The sequence below is a fragment of the Streptosporangium sp. NPDC053982 genome (genome assembly GCF_055585205.1).
The window spans coordinates 466,806-481,696 of sequence record NZ_JBVJKQ010000001.1; the positions used below are offsets into that span (position 1 = coordinate 466,806).

The following is a 14,891-nucleotide window of genomic DNA, read 5'->3' on the forward strand; positions in this document are numbered from 1 at the left end:
GACGCCGCCGGGCGTCCGGGCGGGACCGCCGTACGGCGGGGCGCCTGGGCGCCGTCCGGCGCCCGTCGGGGGCCTTCTCAGGTCCCCGTGAGGTGGTTCAGGGCCAGGGACAGCAGGAGCAGCGCGACCAGCGCCAGCAGCACCAGCGTGGCCGCCGTGCCGTCCAGGCCGTGGTGGTGCATCCGCTCGCGGGCGGCGCGGCACTGAGGACAGCGGCCCTCGGCGACAGGGTGCGCGCACCGCGCGCAGACCAAGTCCTCACAGCTCATACGTCCTCCTTCTAGCCTTCAGAACCACTTTATGCGGTCGTTACCGGGCGGCCGAATCGTTTTGTTTCCGTTATGGACTTTCCAGGCCGGTCTTCCCTCTAGACTGGGCTCCGCCCACCGGAACGTCGATCGTCGGTAAAGACCGGCGCCCCCCGGCCGGCGAGAGGCGAAGGCGAAGCTCCGCCACTACCTCGACCGTCCTACCCCCTAGACTGGCATGCCGTGATGCGCCCGTGATCCATTTTGATAATGTCACCAAGGTCTACGCGAACCAGAACCGGCCCGCGTTGGACCACGTCAGCGTCGATGTCGACAAGGGTGAGTTCGTGTTCCTCGTCGGCCCCTCCGGGTCGGGGAAGTCCACCTTCCTGCGCCTTGTCCTCAAGGAGGAGCGCCCCGACTCCGGGGTGATCCAGGTGGCCGGCAAGGATCTCGCCCGGCTGTCCAACTTCAAGGTGCCGCACCTGCGGCGCCGGATCGGCTGCGTGTTCCAGGACTTCCGGCTCCTCCCCAACAAGAACGTGTACGAGAACGTCGCGTTCGCCCTGGAGGTGATCGGCAAGCCGCGGCGGTTCATCCGCAAGGTCGTGCCCGAGGTCGTCGAGCTCGTCGGCCTGGAGGGCAAGGCCCACCGGATGCCCGACGAGCTTTCCGGTGGTGAGCAGCAGCGGGTCGCGATGGCCCGCGCGTTCGTCAACCGGCCGATGATCCTCCTGGCCGACGAGCCCACCGGCAACATCGACCCGGCCACGAGCATCGGCATCATGAAGGTGCTCGACCGCATCAACCGGACGGGCACCACCGTCGTCATGGCCACGCACGACGCGGCCATCGTCGACTCCATGCGCAAACGCGTAGTGGAACTGGAGGACGGCAAGATCGTCCGAGACCAGTCGCGTGGCGTTTACGGCCAGGCGTACTGACACACCAGTACCGGCAGCAGCGACAGGAAGAGCATGCGGGCAAACTTCATCTTCTCCGAGGTCTGGATCGGCCTCCGGCGTAACCTCACGATGACCGTCGCGGTGATCGTGACAGTGGCGATCGGCATGGCCCTGCTGGGCGTCGGCCTGATGATCAACTCCCAGATCTCCACCATGAAGGACTTCTGGTCGGACAGGGTCGAGGTCTCGGCCTTCCTGTGCAAGAAGAACGACCCCTTCCCGCAGTGCAAGGGCAGCGGCGGGGTGAACGCCCAGGAACAGGCGGCCCTCAAGCAGCGGATCGAGTCGCTGCCCCAGGTGGAGTCGGTCTCCTTCGAGGACGCCGCCCACGCCTACGAGGTCTTCAAGTCGCAGAACGCCGGCAACACCGTGCTGCTCTCGGCGATCCGGGCCGAGGACATGCCGGAGTCGTTCCGGGTGAAGCTCAAGGACCCCGACACCTACCCCGCGGTGATCGAGCAGCTCAAGGGGGCCCCCGGCGTCTCCAACGTGGTGAACCAGAAGGAGCTCCTGGAGAAGTTCTTCGCCCTCCTGGAGAGCCTGCGCTGGGCCGCCCTGGTGATCGCCATCATCCTGGTCTTCGCGGCCACGCTGCTGATCGGCAACACCGTCCGGCTGTCGGCCTACAACCGCAGGCGCGAGACCGGGATCATGCGGCTGGTGGGCGCCTCCAACATCTACATCCAGCTCCCGTTCGTCATGGAGGGCGTCATCGCCGGCCTGATCGGCGGTGTGATGTCCGGGGTGCTGCTGATCGTCAGCAAGGTGTTCCTCTTCGACAAGGTGCAGGTCTACCTCGCCAACACCGTGCTCACCTGGGAGAAGGTGACCTCGGTCATCCTCCTCACCCTGGTCATCGGTGTGGTGATCTGTATCCTGGCGTCGTTCGTCACGCTCCGCCGCTACCTGCGGGTATGACGCCGCGATGACCCCCGCGCCGGACATGCGCGCGATCTCGGGCGCGGTACGCCGTCCCGGTCACCGGTAGGCTCGAAGGCATGCCACGTGAGACCGGGCGGAAGGTCATCGCCCAGAACAAGCGTGCCTGGCACGACTACCACATCGAGGAGACCTACGAGGCGGGCCTCGTGCTGCAGGGCACCGAGGTCAAGTCGCTCCGCCTGGGGCGGGCGTCCCTCGTCGACGGGTACGCCACGATCAAGGACGGCGAGGCCTGGCTGATCAACGTCCACATCCCCGAGTACACGATGGGGACGTGGACCAACCATGCGGCGCGCCGTACCCGGAAGCTGCTGCTCCACCGCAAGGAGCTCGACAAGCTGGCCTCCAAGACCAAGGAGGGCGGTCTCACGCTGGTGCCGCTCGCCCTGTACTTCAAGGACGGCAAGGCCAAGATCGAGATCGGCCTCGCGAAGGGCAAGAAGGACTGGGACAAGCGGCAGACGCTGGCCGAGCAGCAGGCCAAGCGGGAGATGGCGCGCGCGGTCCGGTACAGGAACAGGTAACCGTGACGAGGAAGGCTCGGCGCGCCGTCGCCGCGGCGCTCACACTGGCCGCGACCGTCCCCCTGCTGTCGGCGTGCCTGGAGGAGCCGTCGGCCCACGAGGCGGTCCGCGACTTCCTGGTCGGCTGGCAGACGGGCGACTACGCCGCCGCCGCCAGGCGCACCGACGGCGACGAGAAGGCGGTCCGCACGGCGCTGGAGGACGCGAAGGTCCAGCTCGACGCGGCCTCGTTCCGCTTCCGGCTGACCGGCCTGCGCGCCGGGCAGGACGAGCAGGCCGAGGCCGACTTCGCGGCCGAGGTCGACCTGGGGGAGAACAACCCCCTGTGGGAGTACGACGGGCGGCTGCCGCTGCGCCTGGTGAACGGCCAGTGGAAGGTGCACTGGTCGCCCAGCGTCCTCCACCCCGACCTGCACGAGGGCCAGCGGTTCGCGGTGGACATCAAGCCCCAGGGGCGCAACCCGATCGAGGACCGCACCGGCGCCCCCCTCCAGCAGGAGACCACCCTCTACGTGGCGAACGTCACGCCGGCCGAGCTGAAGAACCCGTCCGAGGTCTGCGAACAGCTGGCCAAGGTCACCGGGTTCCCCCAGGACCGCCTGCTGAGCCGGATCCGGTCGGCCCGGCCCGACGCGGCCGTGCCGCTGGCCACCTTCGGCGGCCGGCGCTACGCGCAGCTGGAGTCGCAGCTGAAGGCCATCCCGGGCATCACCATCGCCAAGGACCCGCAGCCCCTGGCGCCCGACTCCCCGAAGCAGATCGTGGGCGTCGTCTCCGCGGTCACCGCCGACCTCCAGCAGCAGCTCGGCGGCCCCCAGCGGGCGGGCGACACGGTCGGCCGCACCGGGCTGCAGAAGGCCTACCAGGAGTACCTCACCGGCTCGACCGAGACCAGCGTGATCACGCTGGACGTCAGGACGATGAAGGAGGTGGCCGAGCTGAAGAAGTGGTCCGGACGGCCCACCTCGCCGGTGCGGACCACCCTCGACCGCGGCGTCCAGAAGACGGCCGACGACGCGTTGCTCGGCATCACGCCCGGCATGCTCGTCGCGGTGCAGGCCTCCACCGGCGAGGTACGGGCCGTCGGCGCGACCAAGGAGTACAACCAGAAGGAGGACGCCCTGGCCGGGCGGTTCCACCCCGGCTCGGCGTTCTCACTCATGGCCGTCGAGGGGCTGATCAAGGCGGGGACGAGTTTCAAGCAGAAGCTCGCCTGCCCCGGGGAGCGGAGTGTCGGCGGTGCCCGCTTCCGCCAGTCCGGGCCGCCCGCCCCGAGCACGCCCACCGTCCAGGGGGCGTTCGCCACCGGCTGCGTGACGGCGCTGGCCTCGCTGGCCCGCAAGGTGGACGGCGCCGAGCTGGAGGCCGGCGCGAAGAGGTTCGGCCTGGGCACGCGCTGGAACCTGCCGCTTTCGACCTTCAGCGGCTCGATACGGCCCCTGAAGGGCGACGCGGCCACGGCACGGGCCATCGTGGGTCAGAACGTGCTGGTCAGCCCGCTGACCATGGCCCTGGTGGCGGGGGCGGTCGCCTCGCCCACGGGCACCTGGCACCCGCCCGTCCTGGTCACCGATCCCAAGGAACCCGACCCCTCGGCCGAGACCAGGCCGGCGCAGCCGCCCGCGCCGATCAAGCTCGACGACAGGACGGTCGCCACCCTCAAGACGCTCATGCGGGCCGGGGTGACCTCGGGTTCGGCCCGCGCCGCCGCGGCTCCGGGTGACCCGGTGTACGGCGTCACCGCCACCGCCGTCCGCGGCCGCAAGCCCCTGTCGTGGTTCGTCGGCTGGCAGGGGGACACGGCCGTGGCGGTGCTGATGGAGAGCTCCGACCCCGCCGCGGGGGCCACCGTCGCCGGGCGGTTCTTCCGGGGGCTGCGCGCGGGCCTGTGACCCGCCGCACGCGGGAGCCGGCCGTGTCACCGGCCTCGCACGCATTCCCGGCGACAATCTCGCGGCCCCGAGCAACCATCGGGCGCCCGCGCTGCGTCCTTCCAGGTGACCGGGCACCGCCTGGGGGGTTGCGGGCCCGGTCACTGTGATGGGACCGGGGCCTCGTCTCGGGGAGGCCCCGTAGGCCCGGACCGGCTCGACCCTGCCGGTCGATCCCGGGGGCGCGCGGCGCGACGCCCGCGCCCCCAGGATTTTTGGATCTTCCCGCCCGGAAGGGCTCCCGGGCGGGAATCAGGTTGGCATCGACGGTGTTGTTACGGGTATCTTCGGATAGCCCGCCCTTCGGGGTCGGGTTGACAACTCAACAGGGGGGTGACTGGTTTCGACTTTGGCTTTGCATCTCAGGGGAAGCGGGTCGAGGACTGCGGACATAACCTCGTTAACACTGTGACCGCGACCAACAAGTGCCAATAAGACGCACTCCGAGGTCAGCCAGGGCAACCTGGCCCTCGCCGCCTAAGCAGCGAGTGACCTCTGCCGGCCCGGGAGCGCCTCCGGCCCGGATCCGGCATCGCTAGGAGGCTCAACCGATCGACCCGGCCACGGGGGAGATCGGGAAATCTAACAGTGGCTGAGCCCGTCGGCGACTTGCCTGCGTGATCGCCGGGGCTGAGAAAAGCACAGCGGGCTGCACCCGGAGAAGCCCTGTTTTGGAGCTGAAGGACGCGGGTTCGATTCCCGCCACCTCCACCACCCCGTGAAGAAGCCCGCCGGGGCGAGTAGCACTCGCCCCGGCGGGCTTCTTCGTTCCGTCCACCCCCAGGCGGGACGGATGCGACCTCGGCTCGGCTTCGTTCCGTCCGCCTCCAGGCGGGACGGATGCGATCTCGGTGGCGTCCACGCCGCGGGTCCGCGGGATCTCCTCGGTCCGTTCCTTCGGGTGCGGCCTTCCCGGCTTCCCCGGCCGTCCGGCGAACCGTGCGGTGCGCAGGGCAGGGCCGGACGTGAGAGCAGCGCGTGAGAATCGTGCTGGAAAGCTACGCTAAGCCCGATGAATCCTTCGGAACGGGGCATATCGGCCGAGCAGCCCGCCATCGGCGGGTACCTGCTCCGGCGGGTGCTCGGGCGCGGCGGCATGGGCACCGTCCACCTGGCGACCTCCCCGACCGGGGCGCTGGCCGCGGTGAAGGTGATCAACCCGGAGCTGGCCCGCGACCCGGATTTCCGCAGGCGCTTCCGGCGCGAGGTCGACGCGGCCCGCCGGGTGGCCCGGTTCTGCACGGCTCCGGTGCTGGACGCGGGCGTCGAGGGGGACGTCGCCTACCTCGTCACCGAGTACGTCAAGGGACCCGACCTGGCGCGGGCCGTACGGGAGCGGGGGCCGATGACCGGCTCCGACCTGGAGGCGCTGGCGGTCGGGGTCGCGGTGGCGCTGAACGCGATCCACGGGGCCGGAGTGATCCACCGGGATCTCAAGCCGTCGAACGTGCTGCTCTCCCCGATGGGACCGCGCGTGATCGACTTCGGGATCGCGAAGCTGGTGGACGGCGAGAACCTGACCAGTCAGGTGATCCTGGGAACCCCGGCGTTCATGGCTCCCGAGCAGGTGCGCGGGGAGGAGCTCACCCCCGCGGCCGACGTCTACGCGTGGGGCGGCGTCATCGTCTTCGCGGGGACCGGGCGGCTGCCGTTCGGCGGCGGGGCCCCGGCGGAGGTCCTCTACCGGATCGTCAACGAGGGCCCCCGGCTCGACGGCCTGGACGAGCGGATGCGCGGTGTCGTCGAGCGGGCCATGGCCAAGGACCCCGCCAGGCGGCCGAGCGCCCGGGAGCTGCTCGCCGAACTGGTCGGCGGGCCGGAGCTCACCCCGGACACGGCCACCCGGGTCGTCGAGCGCACCTGGACCGGCGGCGTCATGGAGACCGGTCCCGGCCCCCGGTACGGCACGGCCCCCGCCTCCGCCCCCGGGCCCGCCCCCGCCCCCGGGCCCGCCTCCGCCCCCGGGCCCGCCCCCGCCTCCGCCCCCGGGCCCGCCCCCGGTCCCGGGGCGGCCCTTGACCGCGGGTTCGCGTCCGAGCCGTCGCGCGGTCACGCGCCCGGCGCGGTGGCCGGCCCTCCGTCCGCCTCCGGTACGGCGGACGCCCGCACCCCGCGGCCGGCGCCCGCCACGAGCGGGTGGGGCGGCCCACCGGCGTCCCCTGCCCCGCCCGGCACGGCCGGTACCGCGCCTGACACGGCCGGGCGGGACGAACCCCGGGCCGCCGGGCGCGGACGGCGGATCCGGCCGACGGCCCGTCTGGCCGCCGCGGCGGTGGCGGTGACGGTGGTGGCCGGCGGGGCGGTGTGGTGGGCGACGACCCGGCCGGGCGGGCAGTGGTCGTTCCAGGCCGGCTTCGGCGACGCCCGGCGGCCCTGGTCGGAGGGGACCACCGACGCCGGAAGCGCGCGGGTGACCGATGGCGCCTACCTCCTGTCGGTGAACCCGGGGTGGCGGCTGTGGAAGTCGGCGCCCGTGCCGGACGAGCCCGAGACGGGAACGGTCGTCACCGGTTCGGCCAGGCTGACGGACGGAACCGGCGAGTTCGGCGTCTGGTGCCGGGGCGGCGCGGGAGGCGGCGACCGCTACGAGTTCGCGGTCGGCTCCGCGGGAACGGTGTCGATCACCAAGCGGCGGGCGGGCCGCCCGCCCGCCGTCCTCTACGGTCCCGTCAAGAACGCGGAGGTCAGGGCGTCGGCGGACAATCGCGTCGTCGCCGAGTGCCGTCCCGACGGGCGGAGGATCGCGCTGCGCATGTGGGTCAACGAGGGCTTCGCCGGTGAGGCCGTCGACAGTGATCCGTACGGTCCCGGGCAGACGGGCGTGTACGCGGCGCCGTACGGTGACGCGGTGGTGCGGGTCCGGTTCGCCTCGTTCGGCGCGCGCCCGGCAGGGGACTGACCCGTGCGGTTCGGCGTTCTGGGACCGCTGGAGGTCCGTGACGGCGGCCGTGACCTGACGCCGGGCCCGGCCAAGCACCGGGCGGTCCTGGCGGCGCTGCTGCTGAACGCCGGGCGCGTCGTCACGCTCGACCGCCTGGCCGCCGCGGTGTGGGACGAGGGACCACCGGCCTCGGCGGAGGCGGTCCTGCGGGTCTACGTGAGCGCGCTGCGCCGGTCGCTGGGCGCCGCGACGATCCGGACGGCCCCCGGCGGCTACCTGGCCGACGTCGATCCCGTCCGGGTGGACGCGCACCTGTTCGGCCGCCTGGTGGAGCGGGCCCGCCGGGCGCGCGACGCGGGAGCCGCAGCCGAGGCCGCCGAGGGGCTGCGTGAGGCCCTGCGGCTCTGGCGCGGACCGGCGCTGGCCGGCGTCGACTCGGCCGAGCTGTGGCGGACGCAGGCCGTACGCCTGGAGGAGGCGCGTCTCGCCGCCACCGAGGAGCGGATCGACCTCGACCTGGTGCTCGGCCGCCACGGGGAGGTCGTCGGCGAGCTTCGCGCGCTCGTCGCCGCCTACCCGCTCAGGGAGCGGTCCTGGGCACAGCTGATCCTCGCGCTGGCCCGGGCGGGCAGGCGGTCGGAGGCGCTCGCCGCCTACCAGGACGCCCGCCGCGTTCTGGTGGACGAGCTGGGACTGGAGCCCGGGGCGGAGCTGCGCGCGGCCCACGACAGCGTGCTGGCCGGGCCGGAGCCGCACGCGGCCCGCGTGCCGGCCGGGTCGTACGGCGTGCACACCGTGCACGTCGCCGGGGGATCCGCCGGGGGACACGGCTCGCCGCGGGGGCACGGGCCGGGCGGCGGAGGTCCCGTCCCGCAGGAGACGCCGCCCGACATCGCGGACTTCACCGGCCGCGCGGCGGTGATGGACTGGATCGCCCGTGAGGCCCCCGATCCGGACGGCGCCCCGGTCCACCTGGTGCTGCACGGTCCGGCCGGGGCGGGGAAGACCGCCGTGGCGGTCCACGCCGCCACGGTGCTGGGCGGGGACTTCCCCGACGGGCGCCTGCACGCCGCGCTGAGGGCCGGGGGAGACCGCTCGGCGGCTCCGGGCGCCGTGCTGGAGGACCTGCTGCGCTCGCTGGGCTGCCCCGAGGGCGCGGTCCCGGCGGGCATCGAGGACCGGGTGCGGCTCTACCGCAGCATGGTGTCCGGCCGGAGGCTGCTGGTGGTGCTGGACGACGCGGTCGGTGAAACGCAGGTCAGACCGCTCCTTCCGACGGGACGCGGCTGCCTGACGCTGGTGACCAGCAGGTCGCCGCTGTACGGGCTGGAGGCGTCCCGCGCCTTCGAGCTGGAGGTCCTCGACGAGGCGGAGGCGACGGCGATGCTGGCCGGGGTGGTCGGCGCGTCACGCGTCCTGGCCGAGCCGGAGGCCGCGCGGCGGATCGCCGTGTCGTGCGGCGGCCTGCCCCTGGCGCTGCGGATCGCGGGCTCCAGGCTGGCGCGGCGTCCCGGCTGGACGCTGGCGCACCTGGCCGGGCGGCTGGAGGACGAGCGGGGGCGGCTGGACGAGCTGACCGCGGGCGACCTGGCCGTGCGGAGCAGCCTCGCCCTGGGCTACCGCGACCTGGCCGAGGAGGAGCGGCGTCTGCTGCGCCGCCTCGGGGCGCTGTCGGCGCCGGACGTCGCGCCGTGGGCGGCCGCGGCGGTCTTCGGGGCCGTGCGGGTGGACCGGGAACTGGAGGAGCTGACCCGCGCCGGGCTGCTGCAGGCGCGGGGACTGGACGACGCGGGGCAGGAACGCTACGGCCGCCACGACCTCACCCGTCTCTACGCCGCCGAACGCCTCGCCGAGGAGGAGGGGACGGCGGAGCGGGTGCTCGCCGTACTCGCCCGGGAGGTCCTGGACCGGGTCCGGCGGGCCCGCGCGCTGCTGCTGCCGGCCGAGCCGGGCACCGGCCGGACGCTGGCCCGCACGACGGAGCGGGGGCTCGCCCCCGAGACCGTCCACCTGCGCGAGCCGGTCCGGTGGCTCGCCGCCGAACGCGGGTTCCTGGTCGCGGCCGTCGCGGACTTCCACCGGGCGGGACTGGACGAGGCGGCCTGGCGGCTGGCCTTCTACCTGACGCCGTTCTTCGAGCTGCGCGCGCATCGGGAGGACTGGCACGCGACGAACCGGATCGGTCTCGCGGCCGCCCGGCGGGCGGGCCACCGCCACGGCGAGGCGCTGCTGCGCCGGGCGCTGGCCGACCTGCACCGGGCCGAGGGGCGGCTGGACGACGCCGCGCGGGAGCTCGGGGAGTCGCTGTCGTGTTTCCGCGAGCTGGGCGACGGGCCGGAGGCGGCACGCGCCCGGTACCGGCTCGGCCTCGTCCTTCTCGCGCGGGGGGAACCGGTGGAGGCGGAACGGCGCCTGTCGGAGTGCCTGGCGGAGTTCGAGGCGGCCGGCGACGCGCGCGGCCGGGCGGACGCGCTGCGCGCGCTGGGCTCCGTACGGCGGGCCGAGCCCCTGCTGTCGGCCGCTCTCGACGCCTACCGTGAGCTGGGCGACCCCCGGGGCGAGGCGGCGGCGCTACGCGACCTGGCCCGGACGCACCTGGAGGGGCGGCGTGTGGCCGCGGCGCGCGACCGCGTCGAGCGCGCCCTGCGGATCGACCGGAGGCTGGGCGACCGGTTGCCGGAGGCGGCGGGCCTGCTGCTGCTGGCGCGGGTGGCGCGCGCGGAAGGGCTGCCGGAGCCGGCGCGCGCGGCGGCGGGTGAGGCATCGTCGATCTTCAGGGAGTACGGTGACCGCCGGGGCGCGGCCCGCGCGGCCCTCGTCCTCGCGGGGGCGCACCTCGACCTCGACGAGGTGGATGAGGCGTTCGCGATCGTCTCCGCCGCCATGGAGGAACTCGACGTCCTCGGTGACCGGCAGGGCCTGGGCGAGGCCCGGGAGCTCGCGGGTGAGGCGCGCCGACGGCGCGGCCTGCGGCTGTAGCGGACCGGTTATAGCGGACTATACGGATCCTTAAGGTCGTCTCGGTAGGTTCGGGACCGACACCGACCCCGACGAACAGAGGTGACCCAGGATGCGAAGGAAGATCGCCGTCGCGGTGGCCGTACCCGGACTCGCGCTGGCCCTGACGGCGTGCGGCGCGCTCGACGGCCTGCAGCCGGGCGGCGGCGGTCAGGAGCGCCAGGCACGGTCCGCGCAGGCGGAGACGGCGGAGACGGGCGGCGAGGCGCCGCGGGACGGCGGGACCGGCACGGCGGGGCCGGGCGACCAGGCTTCGCCGGACACGCGGACCAGCGCCCCCGCCCAGCAGGGAACGGTGATCGCCACCCGCGACGCCAAGATCGAGGGCACCGAGCTGACCGCGGACATCACGGGGCTCAGGCGGCAGGGCCGGATGGTCACGCTGAGCTGGACCATCACCAACACCGGTGACACCGACTGGAGCATGTACACCCGCCTGGGGGACGAATCCGCCCACCTCGGCCTGACGGTGGCCGGGGTGAGCCTCGTCGACCCGGTCAACGCCAAGCGCTACCGGGTGGCCCGCACGGGCGAGGGCACCGGGACGAAGTGCGTGTGCTCGGCGTACGAGAACTCGATCGACGCGGGGGAGGTCGTCACGATGTACGCGACGTACGCCGCGCCGCCGCCGGACGTGCAGAAGATCAACGTTGAGATGCCGGTCCTCGGGGTGTTCACCGATGTCCCGATCTCCTGAGCGCGCCCGCCGCGCCCTGACGGCCGCGGTGCTGACGGCGGCGCTGGCGGCAGGGCTCGCCGCCGGGACCGCGTCGCCGGTGCTGGCGGAGCCGGACCCGCCGGACGGCACCACGGCCCCGGTCGACGACATCGCCCTGCCCGTCGAGGACATCCTCGCCGAGACCGAGTCCCTGGACGGCAGCGAGAGCGAGTCGAAAACCGGTGAGACGGTCACCCTGGCGATCACCAGTGACGTGCTGTTCGCACTGGACCGCGCCTCCCTCACCTCCGGGGCGTCGGCGCGGCTGCGCGGGGTGGCGGACCGGATCGCGGCGGAGTCGGCCGGCGGGGTGGTCAAGGTCGTGGGGCACACCGACGACCAGGGGGCGGACGCCTACAACGACCGGCTGTCCCTGCGGCGGGCGCAGGCCGTGCGGCGGGCGCTGCTGCCGCTGCTGGCCGGGCGGAACGTGACCTTCCAGGCCACCGGCCGCGGCGAGCGGGAACCGAAGGTGCCCAACGTCGTCGACGGCAGGCCGTCCGAGGAGAACCGGGCCAGGAACCGCCGCGTCGAACTCGTCTTCACCGCCGGCTGACCCCGGCACCCGCCCCGTGACGCCCGCGGGGGCGGGTGGCACTCGCCCTCGCGGACTTCGTCGTTCTGGCCGGCCCCTCAGGCGGGATAGATGTGGATCTCGGCTCGGTGGGCGCCCTCCGGAGCGCGGGCGAATTTGGCGTCACAGGTGAGCAGGGGCTGCTCCAGGGCTTCGGCGAGCACCACGTAGGCGGCGTCGTACGCCGTGAAGTTGTGCCGTAAGGCCAGGACACGTGGGCCCAACGGAGCCACCTCGTGCCGGGTGATGCGCAGGGCGTTGAGTTGTCCGGCCATGCGCCGGGCCCGATCTTCGGGGATCTTCCCTCCGGCCAGCAGTCCCCTGATCGCGGAAAGGACCTCGATGTCGAGATGGGCCGGGGCGTGCAGGCTGCGTCCCACCCCTGCCAGGCGTTGCCGCAGCAGGTCGTCGCCTTTGACGGCGAGCAACAGCCGCACGATGATCGAGGTGTCGACGACGGTCACCAGGAGCGGTCCTTCTCCACATAGGAGCGAAGTTCGTCGAGACTCACGTCCACCGGTTCTTCTTCGGCTATCCGGGCGATGACCTCGGCGTTGGTCATCCGTGTCGCCTCGTCGTGCAGGATGTCGCGGACGTAGGCCGACAGGGACTTCCCTTCCTTGGTCGCCCGCTCGCGCAGGATGGCGAGGTCTGCGGTGTCCACCTCGCGGACCTGCAGGATCTCTTTGCTCATGCTCATAATGTACTGCAAGGCGCATGAATCTACGTGCACTCTCTTCAGTACAGAAGATCTTGTGGTGAGCGTGACGGCCGGGTCAGCCGGCGCCGGGGAGTTCGCTCAGGGTCACGGTGACGGCGGTGGTGGAGCCGTCCGTGCGGCGCAGCTCCACCCGGGCGCGGTCGCCGGGGTCGAGGCCGGCGAGGACCTCCGAGAGCGCCTGCGTCGTCGGGGTAGCGGTGCCGTTGATGGAGACGATCAGGTCGCCCGTCCGGATCCCCGCCCGCGCGGCGCTGCCGCCGGGGTCGACCCGTACGACGCCGGTCCCCGCCGGCAGGCCGTCGGAGCCGATCACGGTCTGCACGGTGACGCCGAGGGCGGCCCGGCGGGTGTTGACGACCTTGCCCTTCTCGATGATCTGCCGGGTGATGTCCACGGCGGTGTCGGAGGGGATCGCGAAGCCGATGCCGGCCGCCTGGCCGCCCCCCAGCTCGGGGTTGACGGCGGTGAGGGTGGGGATGCCGATGACCCTCCCCGAGAGGTCGACCAGGGCGCCGCCGCTGTTGCCCGGGTTGATCGCCGCCGACGTCTGGATGGCGTTGGTGATCGTCGCGGCGGGGCCCTCGCCGTCGGCGGGTTCGGTGACCGTACGGCCCAGCGCGGAGACGATCCCGTCGGTGACGCTGCCGGACAGGCCCAGCGGGTTGCCCATGGCGAGGACGAACTGGCCGACCCGCAGACGGCCGGAGTCGCCGAACGCGGCGGGCCGCAGCCCCCTGGGGTCGTCCACCTTGATCACGGCCAGGTCGCCCAGCTCGAAGGAGCTGACCAGCCTGGCCGCCCGGGGCGGGCCGCCGCTGGCGAGCGTCACCTGGAAGCGCCTGGCCCGGCCGACCACGTGGGCGTTGGTCACGATGTGCCCGGCGGTGTCGTAGACGACCCCGGAGCCGAGACCCTCACTCGTGGTGATCTGCACGATCGACGGCAGCACCGCGGTGATGACCTGCTCGTAGGCCGCCTGGAGGGACTGCGGCGAGACCGGCGTCCCGGGGCCGGCGGGCGTGCCGGTCGGGGAGGCGGGGAGCCCGCCGGCCGTGGCGGTCGGCGGGCTCCCCGGCGGTCCGCCGGCCGAGCCGGAGACCGAGTCGGAGACCGAGCCGCTCAGCCCCGTCCCGCCGGTCCCGCCGCAGCCCGCGAGTGCCACGGCGACGGCGATGGTGACGGCCGCCGGCAGCGCGGCCCGCGATGTCGATCCCCCCATGCAGGGATATCTTCCCGGACACCGGCGGCGGTACCCTGCCGAGGTTTTGATCGGGTCCGGGTTCATCGTTCGGGGTCCGGTGACGTAGCCTGACGACCATGGCGGACGTTGACGGTGACTCCTCCGGGCGTTCTCACGAGAGATACATCCCGTCGTACGAGGCGCCCACGGCGCCCATGCCCGCGGTCCAGGCCGAGGACGGCACCATGATCGGCACCCGGGTGCCCCGCCGGTTCCCCATCGGGGACGGCGAGGAGACCCTGCTGGTCCCGAGGATCGACCCGGATGGACCGTTCCCCGCGCCGGAGCGGCCGTCGCCCGCGGGCGACCGGTCAGGACGGGCGGAGCCGCCGGTGCCGCCGGTGCCGCCATCGCCGTCCGGGGGCTCGCCCACCGGGCCGGCGCGGCGCGGCGGGCTGTCGCTGCGGGCCGTCTACAGCATCGTCGCCGCGCTCCTCACCGCCGCCGCGGTCGTCCTGGTCTTCGTCCTGTTCTCCGGGGACGAGCCGCCGGAGCGGAGCGCGCAGCCCCGCCAGGAGGGCGCCGCCGCGCCCGGCGCGAAGGCCGTCCCCACGATCACGCTGCCCGGCAGGCCCAAGATGAAGGCCCTGGCGACGCTGCCCGGCACGCCCAGCGGGGTGGTCGGCTCGGTGACCGACACCATGGCCGACATCACCTACGCCAAGCTCGGCAGTCCCTGGAAGACCGCGGCCGTGCCGTCCTTCTCGGTCGGCCAGCAGGTCGGCGCGGCGCGGCTGCCGCGCACGGTCGTCGGCTCCGGGATGCTCCCCGGCGCGACCCCGGCCACCGCCCCGAAGACCTACACCGCCCTGCGGACGGCGGCGATGCAGGCGGTGAAGTGGACGGCCGCCAACCACCACCCGCCGGGCGGGAAGATCACCTGGACGGCCTCGCAGAAGGCGGCCGGCGGCAGGGGCTGGACGCTCGGATACCGCGTGACCTACGTGCTGGACGGCAGGAAGCGCACCTCCCAGGCGGCGGTCACCGTGCTCGACGTCGGCCGCCGCAAGCCCGCCATGCTCTTCGTGACCGTGCCCGACTCGCGCAAGCAGCTCTGGGCGGACATCGCCCCCCTGATGGCCAGTGCCCGGCCGTTGTGATGGAAGCAACTTCTAGAATATGGTTCTGG

General features: G+C 73.2%; 13 protein-coding genes and 1 other RNA gene. 10 read left to right on the top strand and 4 right to left on the bottom strand.

Translation table 11 applies throughout. The annotated features are described in order from the left end of the window. Positions 1-77: 77 nt before the first annotated feature. The gene (locus ACZ6W9_RS02060) at positions 78-269 is read right to left on the bottom strand and encodes a hypothetical protein (RefSeq protein WP_389958904.1); all 192 of its coding nucleotides are present in this window, start codon (positions 267-269) and stop codon (positions 78-80) included. A gap of 233 nt (positions 270-502) precedes the next feature. Between ACZ6W9_RS02060 and ftsE the strand changes: the two genes are divergently transcribed. The 9 genes from ftsE (at position 503) to ACZ6W9_RS02105 (ending at position 11,783) form a co-directional block, all read left to right on the top strand. After that, positions 503-1,192, top strand: a complete 690-nt coding sequence (gene ftsE / locus ACZ6W9_RS02065) for a cell division ATP-binding protein FtsE (RefSeq protein ID WP_389958906.1) — start codon at positions 503-505, stop codon at positions 1,190-1,192. A gap of 33 nt (positions 1,193-1,225) precedes the next feature. Then, positions 1,226-2,131 (top strand): permease-like cell division protein FtsX, encoded by a 906-nt coding sequence (gene ftsX / locus ACZ6W9_RS02070; RefSeq protein WP_362929233.1) that lies wholly within the window; start codon positions 1,226-1,228, stop codon positions 2,129-2,131. Between the two features lie 80 nt (positions 2,132-2,211). After that, positions 2,212-2,679 (top strand): SsrA-binding protein SmpB, encoded by a 468-nt coding sequence (gene smpB, locus ACZ6W9_RS02075; RefSeq protein WP_362929235.1) that lies wholly within the window; start codon positions 2,212-2,214, stop codon positions 2,677-2,679. A gap of 2 nt (positions 2,680-2,681) precedes the next feature. Continuing rightward, entirely contained in the window at positions 2,682-4,571 is a 1,890-nt protein-coding gene (locus ACZ6W9_RS02080) for a penicillin-binding transpeptidase domain-containing protein (protein ID WP_389958909.1), read from the top strand. A 368-nt stretch (positions 4,572-4,939) separates the two neighbouring features. Further along, positions 4,940-5,324: a transfer-messenger RNA gene (gene ssrA, locus ACZ6W9_RS02085) on the top strand. A 298-nt stretch (positions 5,325-5,622) separates the two neighbouring features. Continuing rightward, a complete protein-coding gene (locus ACZ6W9_RS02090; RefSeq protein WP_470116567.1) occupies positions 5,623-7,509 on the top strand; it encodes a serine/threonine-protein kinase in 1,887 nt (628 codons plus the stop codon). A 3-nt stretch (positions 7,510-7,512) separates the two neighbouring features. Then, positions 7,513-10,470, top strand: coding sequence for an AfsR/SARP family transcriptional regulator (locus ACZ6W9_RS02095; protein WP_470116568.1), 2,958 nt, complete (start codon positions 7,513-7,515; stop codon positions 10,468-10,470). A 91-nt stretch (positions 10,471-10,561) separates the two neighbouring features. Continuing rightward, on the top strand, positions 10,562-11,206 hold the full coding sequence (locus ACZ6W9_RS02100; protein WP_470116569.1) for a hypothetical protein: 645 nt from the start codon (positions 10,562-10,564) through the stop codon (positions 11,204-11,206). Beyond that, positions 11,190-11,783 (top strand): OmpA family protein, encoded by a 594-nt coding sequence (locus tag ACZ6W9_RS02105; RefSeq protein ID WP_389958919.1) that lies wholly within the window; start codon positions 11,190-11,192, stop codon positions 11,781-11,783. The genes ACZ6W9_RS02100 and ACZ6W9_RS02105 overlap by 17 nt, the downstream gene beginning before the upstream one ends. Before the next feature lie 77 nt (positions 11,784-11,860). Here the strand turns inward: ACZ6W9_RS02105 and ACZ6W9_RS02110 are convergent, their stop codons facing one another. The 3 genes from ACZ6W9_RS02110 to ACZ6W9_RS02120 all read right to left on the bottom strand — a co-directional run bounded on the left by ACZ6W9_RS02110 (position 11,861) and on the right by ACZ6W9_RS02120 (position 13,741). Continuing rightward, positions 11,861-12,265, bottom strand: coding sequence for a type II toxin-antitoxin system VapC family toxin (locus ACZ6W9_RS02110; protein ID WP_389958922.1), 405 nt, complete (start codon positions 12,263-12,265; stop codon positions 11,861-11,863). Beyond that, on the bottom strand, positions 12,262-12,495 hold the full coding sequence (locus tag ACZ6W9_RS02115) for a hypothetical protein (RefSeq protein WP_389958924.1): 234 nt from the start codon (positions 12,493-12,495) through the stop codon (positions 12,262-12,264). Before ACZ6W9_RS02115 ends, ACZ6W9_RS02110 begins: the two co-directional genes overlap by 4 nt. A gap of 82 nt (positions 12,496-12,577) precedes the next feature. Next, positions 12,578-13,741 carry a S1C family serine protease gene (locus ACZ6W9_RS02120; protein ID WP_389958926.1) on the bottom strand — a complete coding sequence of 388 codons (1,164 nt, stop codon included), beginning with the start codon at positions 13,739-13,741 and terminating at the stop codon, positions 12,578-12,580. A 98-nt stretch (positions 13,742-13,839) separates the two neighbouring features. Here ACZ6W9_RS02120 and ACZ6W9_RS02125 point away from each other — a divergent pair, with 98 nt between their 5' ends. Further along, entirely contained in the window at positions 13,840-14,862 is a 1,023-nt protein-coding gene (locus tag ACZ6W9_RS02125) for a hypothetical protein (protein WP_470116570.1), read from the top strand. Positions 14,863-14,891: the final 29 nt, after the last annotated feature.

What these genes read in the sequence shown, in the direction of transcription:
- ACZ6W9_RS02060 (WP_389958904.1), bottom strand. Translation starts at nt 269, where the DNA reads ATGAGCTGTGAGGACTTGGTCTGCGCGCGGTGCGCGCACCCTGTCGCC.
- ftsX (WP_362929233.1), top strand. Translation starts at nt 1,226, where the DNA reads ATGCGGGCAAACTTCATCTTCTCCGAGGTCTGGATCGGCCTCCGGCGT.
- smpB (WP_362929235.1), top strand. Translation starts at nt 2,212, where the DNA reads ATGCCACGTGAGACCGGGCGGAAGGTCATCGCCCAGAACAAGCGTGCC.
- ACZ6W9_RS02090 (WP_470116567.1), top strand. Translation starts at nt 5,623, where the DNA reads ATGAATCCTTCGGAACGGGGCATATCGGCCGAGCAGCCCGCCATCGGC.
- ACZ6W9_RS02100 (WP_470116569.1), top strand. Translation starts at nt 10,562, where the DNA reads ATGCGAAGGAAGATCGCCGTCGCGGTGGCCGTACCCGGACTCGCGCTG.
- ACZ6W9_RS02105 (WP_389958919.1), top strand. Translation starts at nt 11,190, where the DNA reads ATGTCCCGATCTCCTGAGCGCGCCCGCCGCGCCCTGACGGCCGCGGTG.
- ACZ6W9_RS02115 (WP_389958924.1), bottom strand. Translation starts at nt 12,495, where the DNA reads ATGAGCAAAGAGATCCTGCAGGTCCGCGAGGTGGACACCGCAGACCTC.
- ACZ6W9_RS02120 (WP_389958926.1), bottom strand. Translation starts at nt 13,741, where the DNA reads ATGGGGGGATCGACATCGCGGGCCGCGCTGCCGGCGGCCGTCACCATC.
- ACZ6W9_RS02125 (WP_470116570.1), top strand. Translation starts at nt 13,840, where the DNA reads ATGGCGGACGTTGACGGTGACTCCTCCGGGCGTTCTCACGAGAGATAC.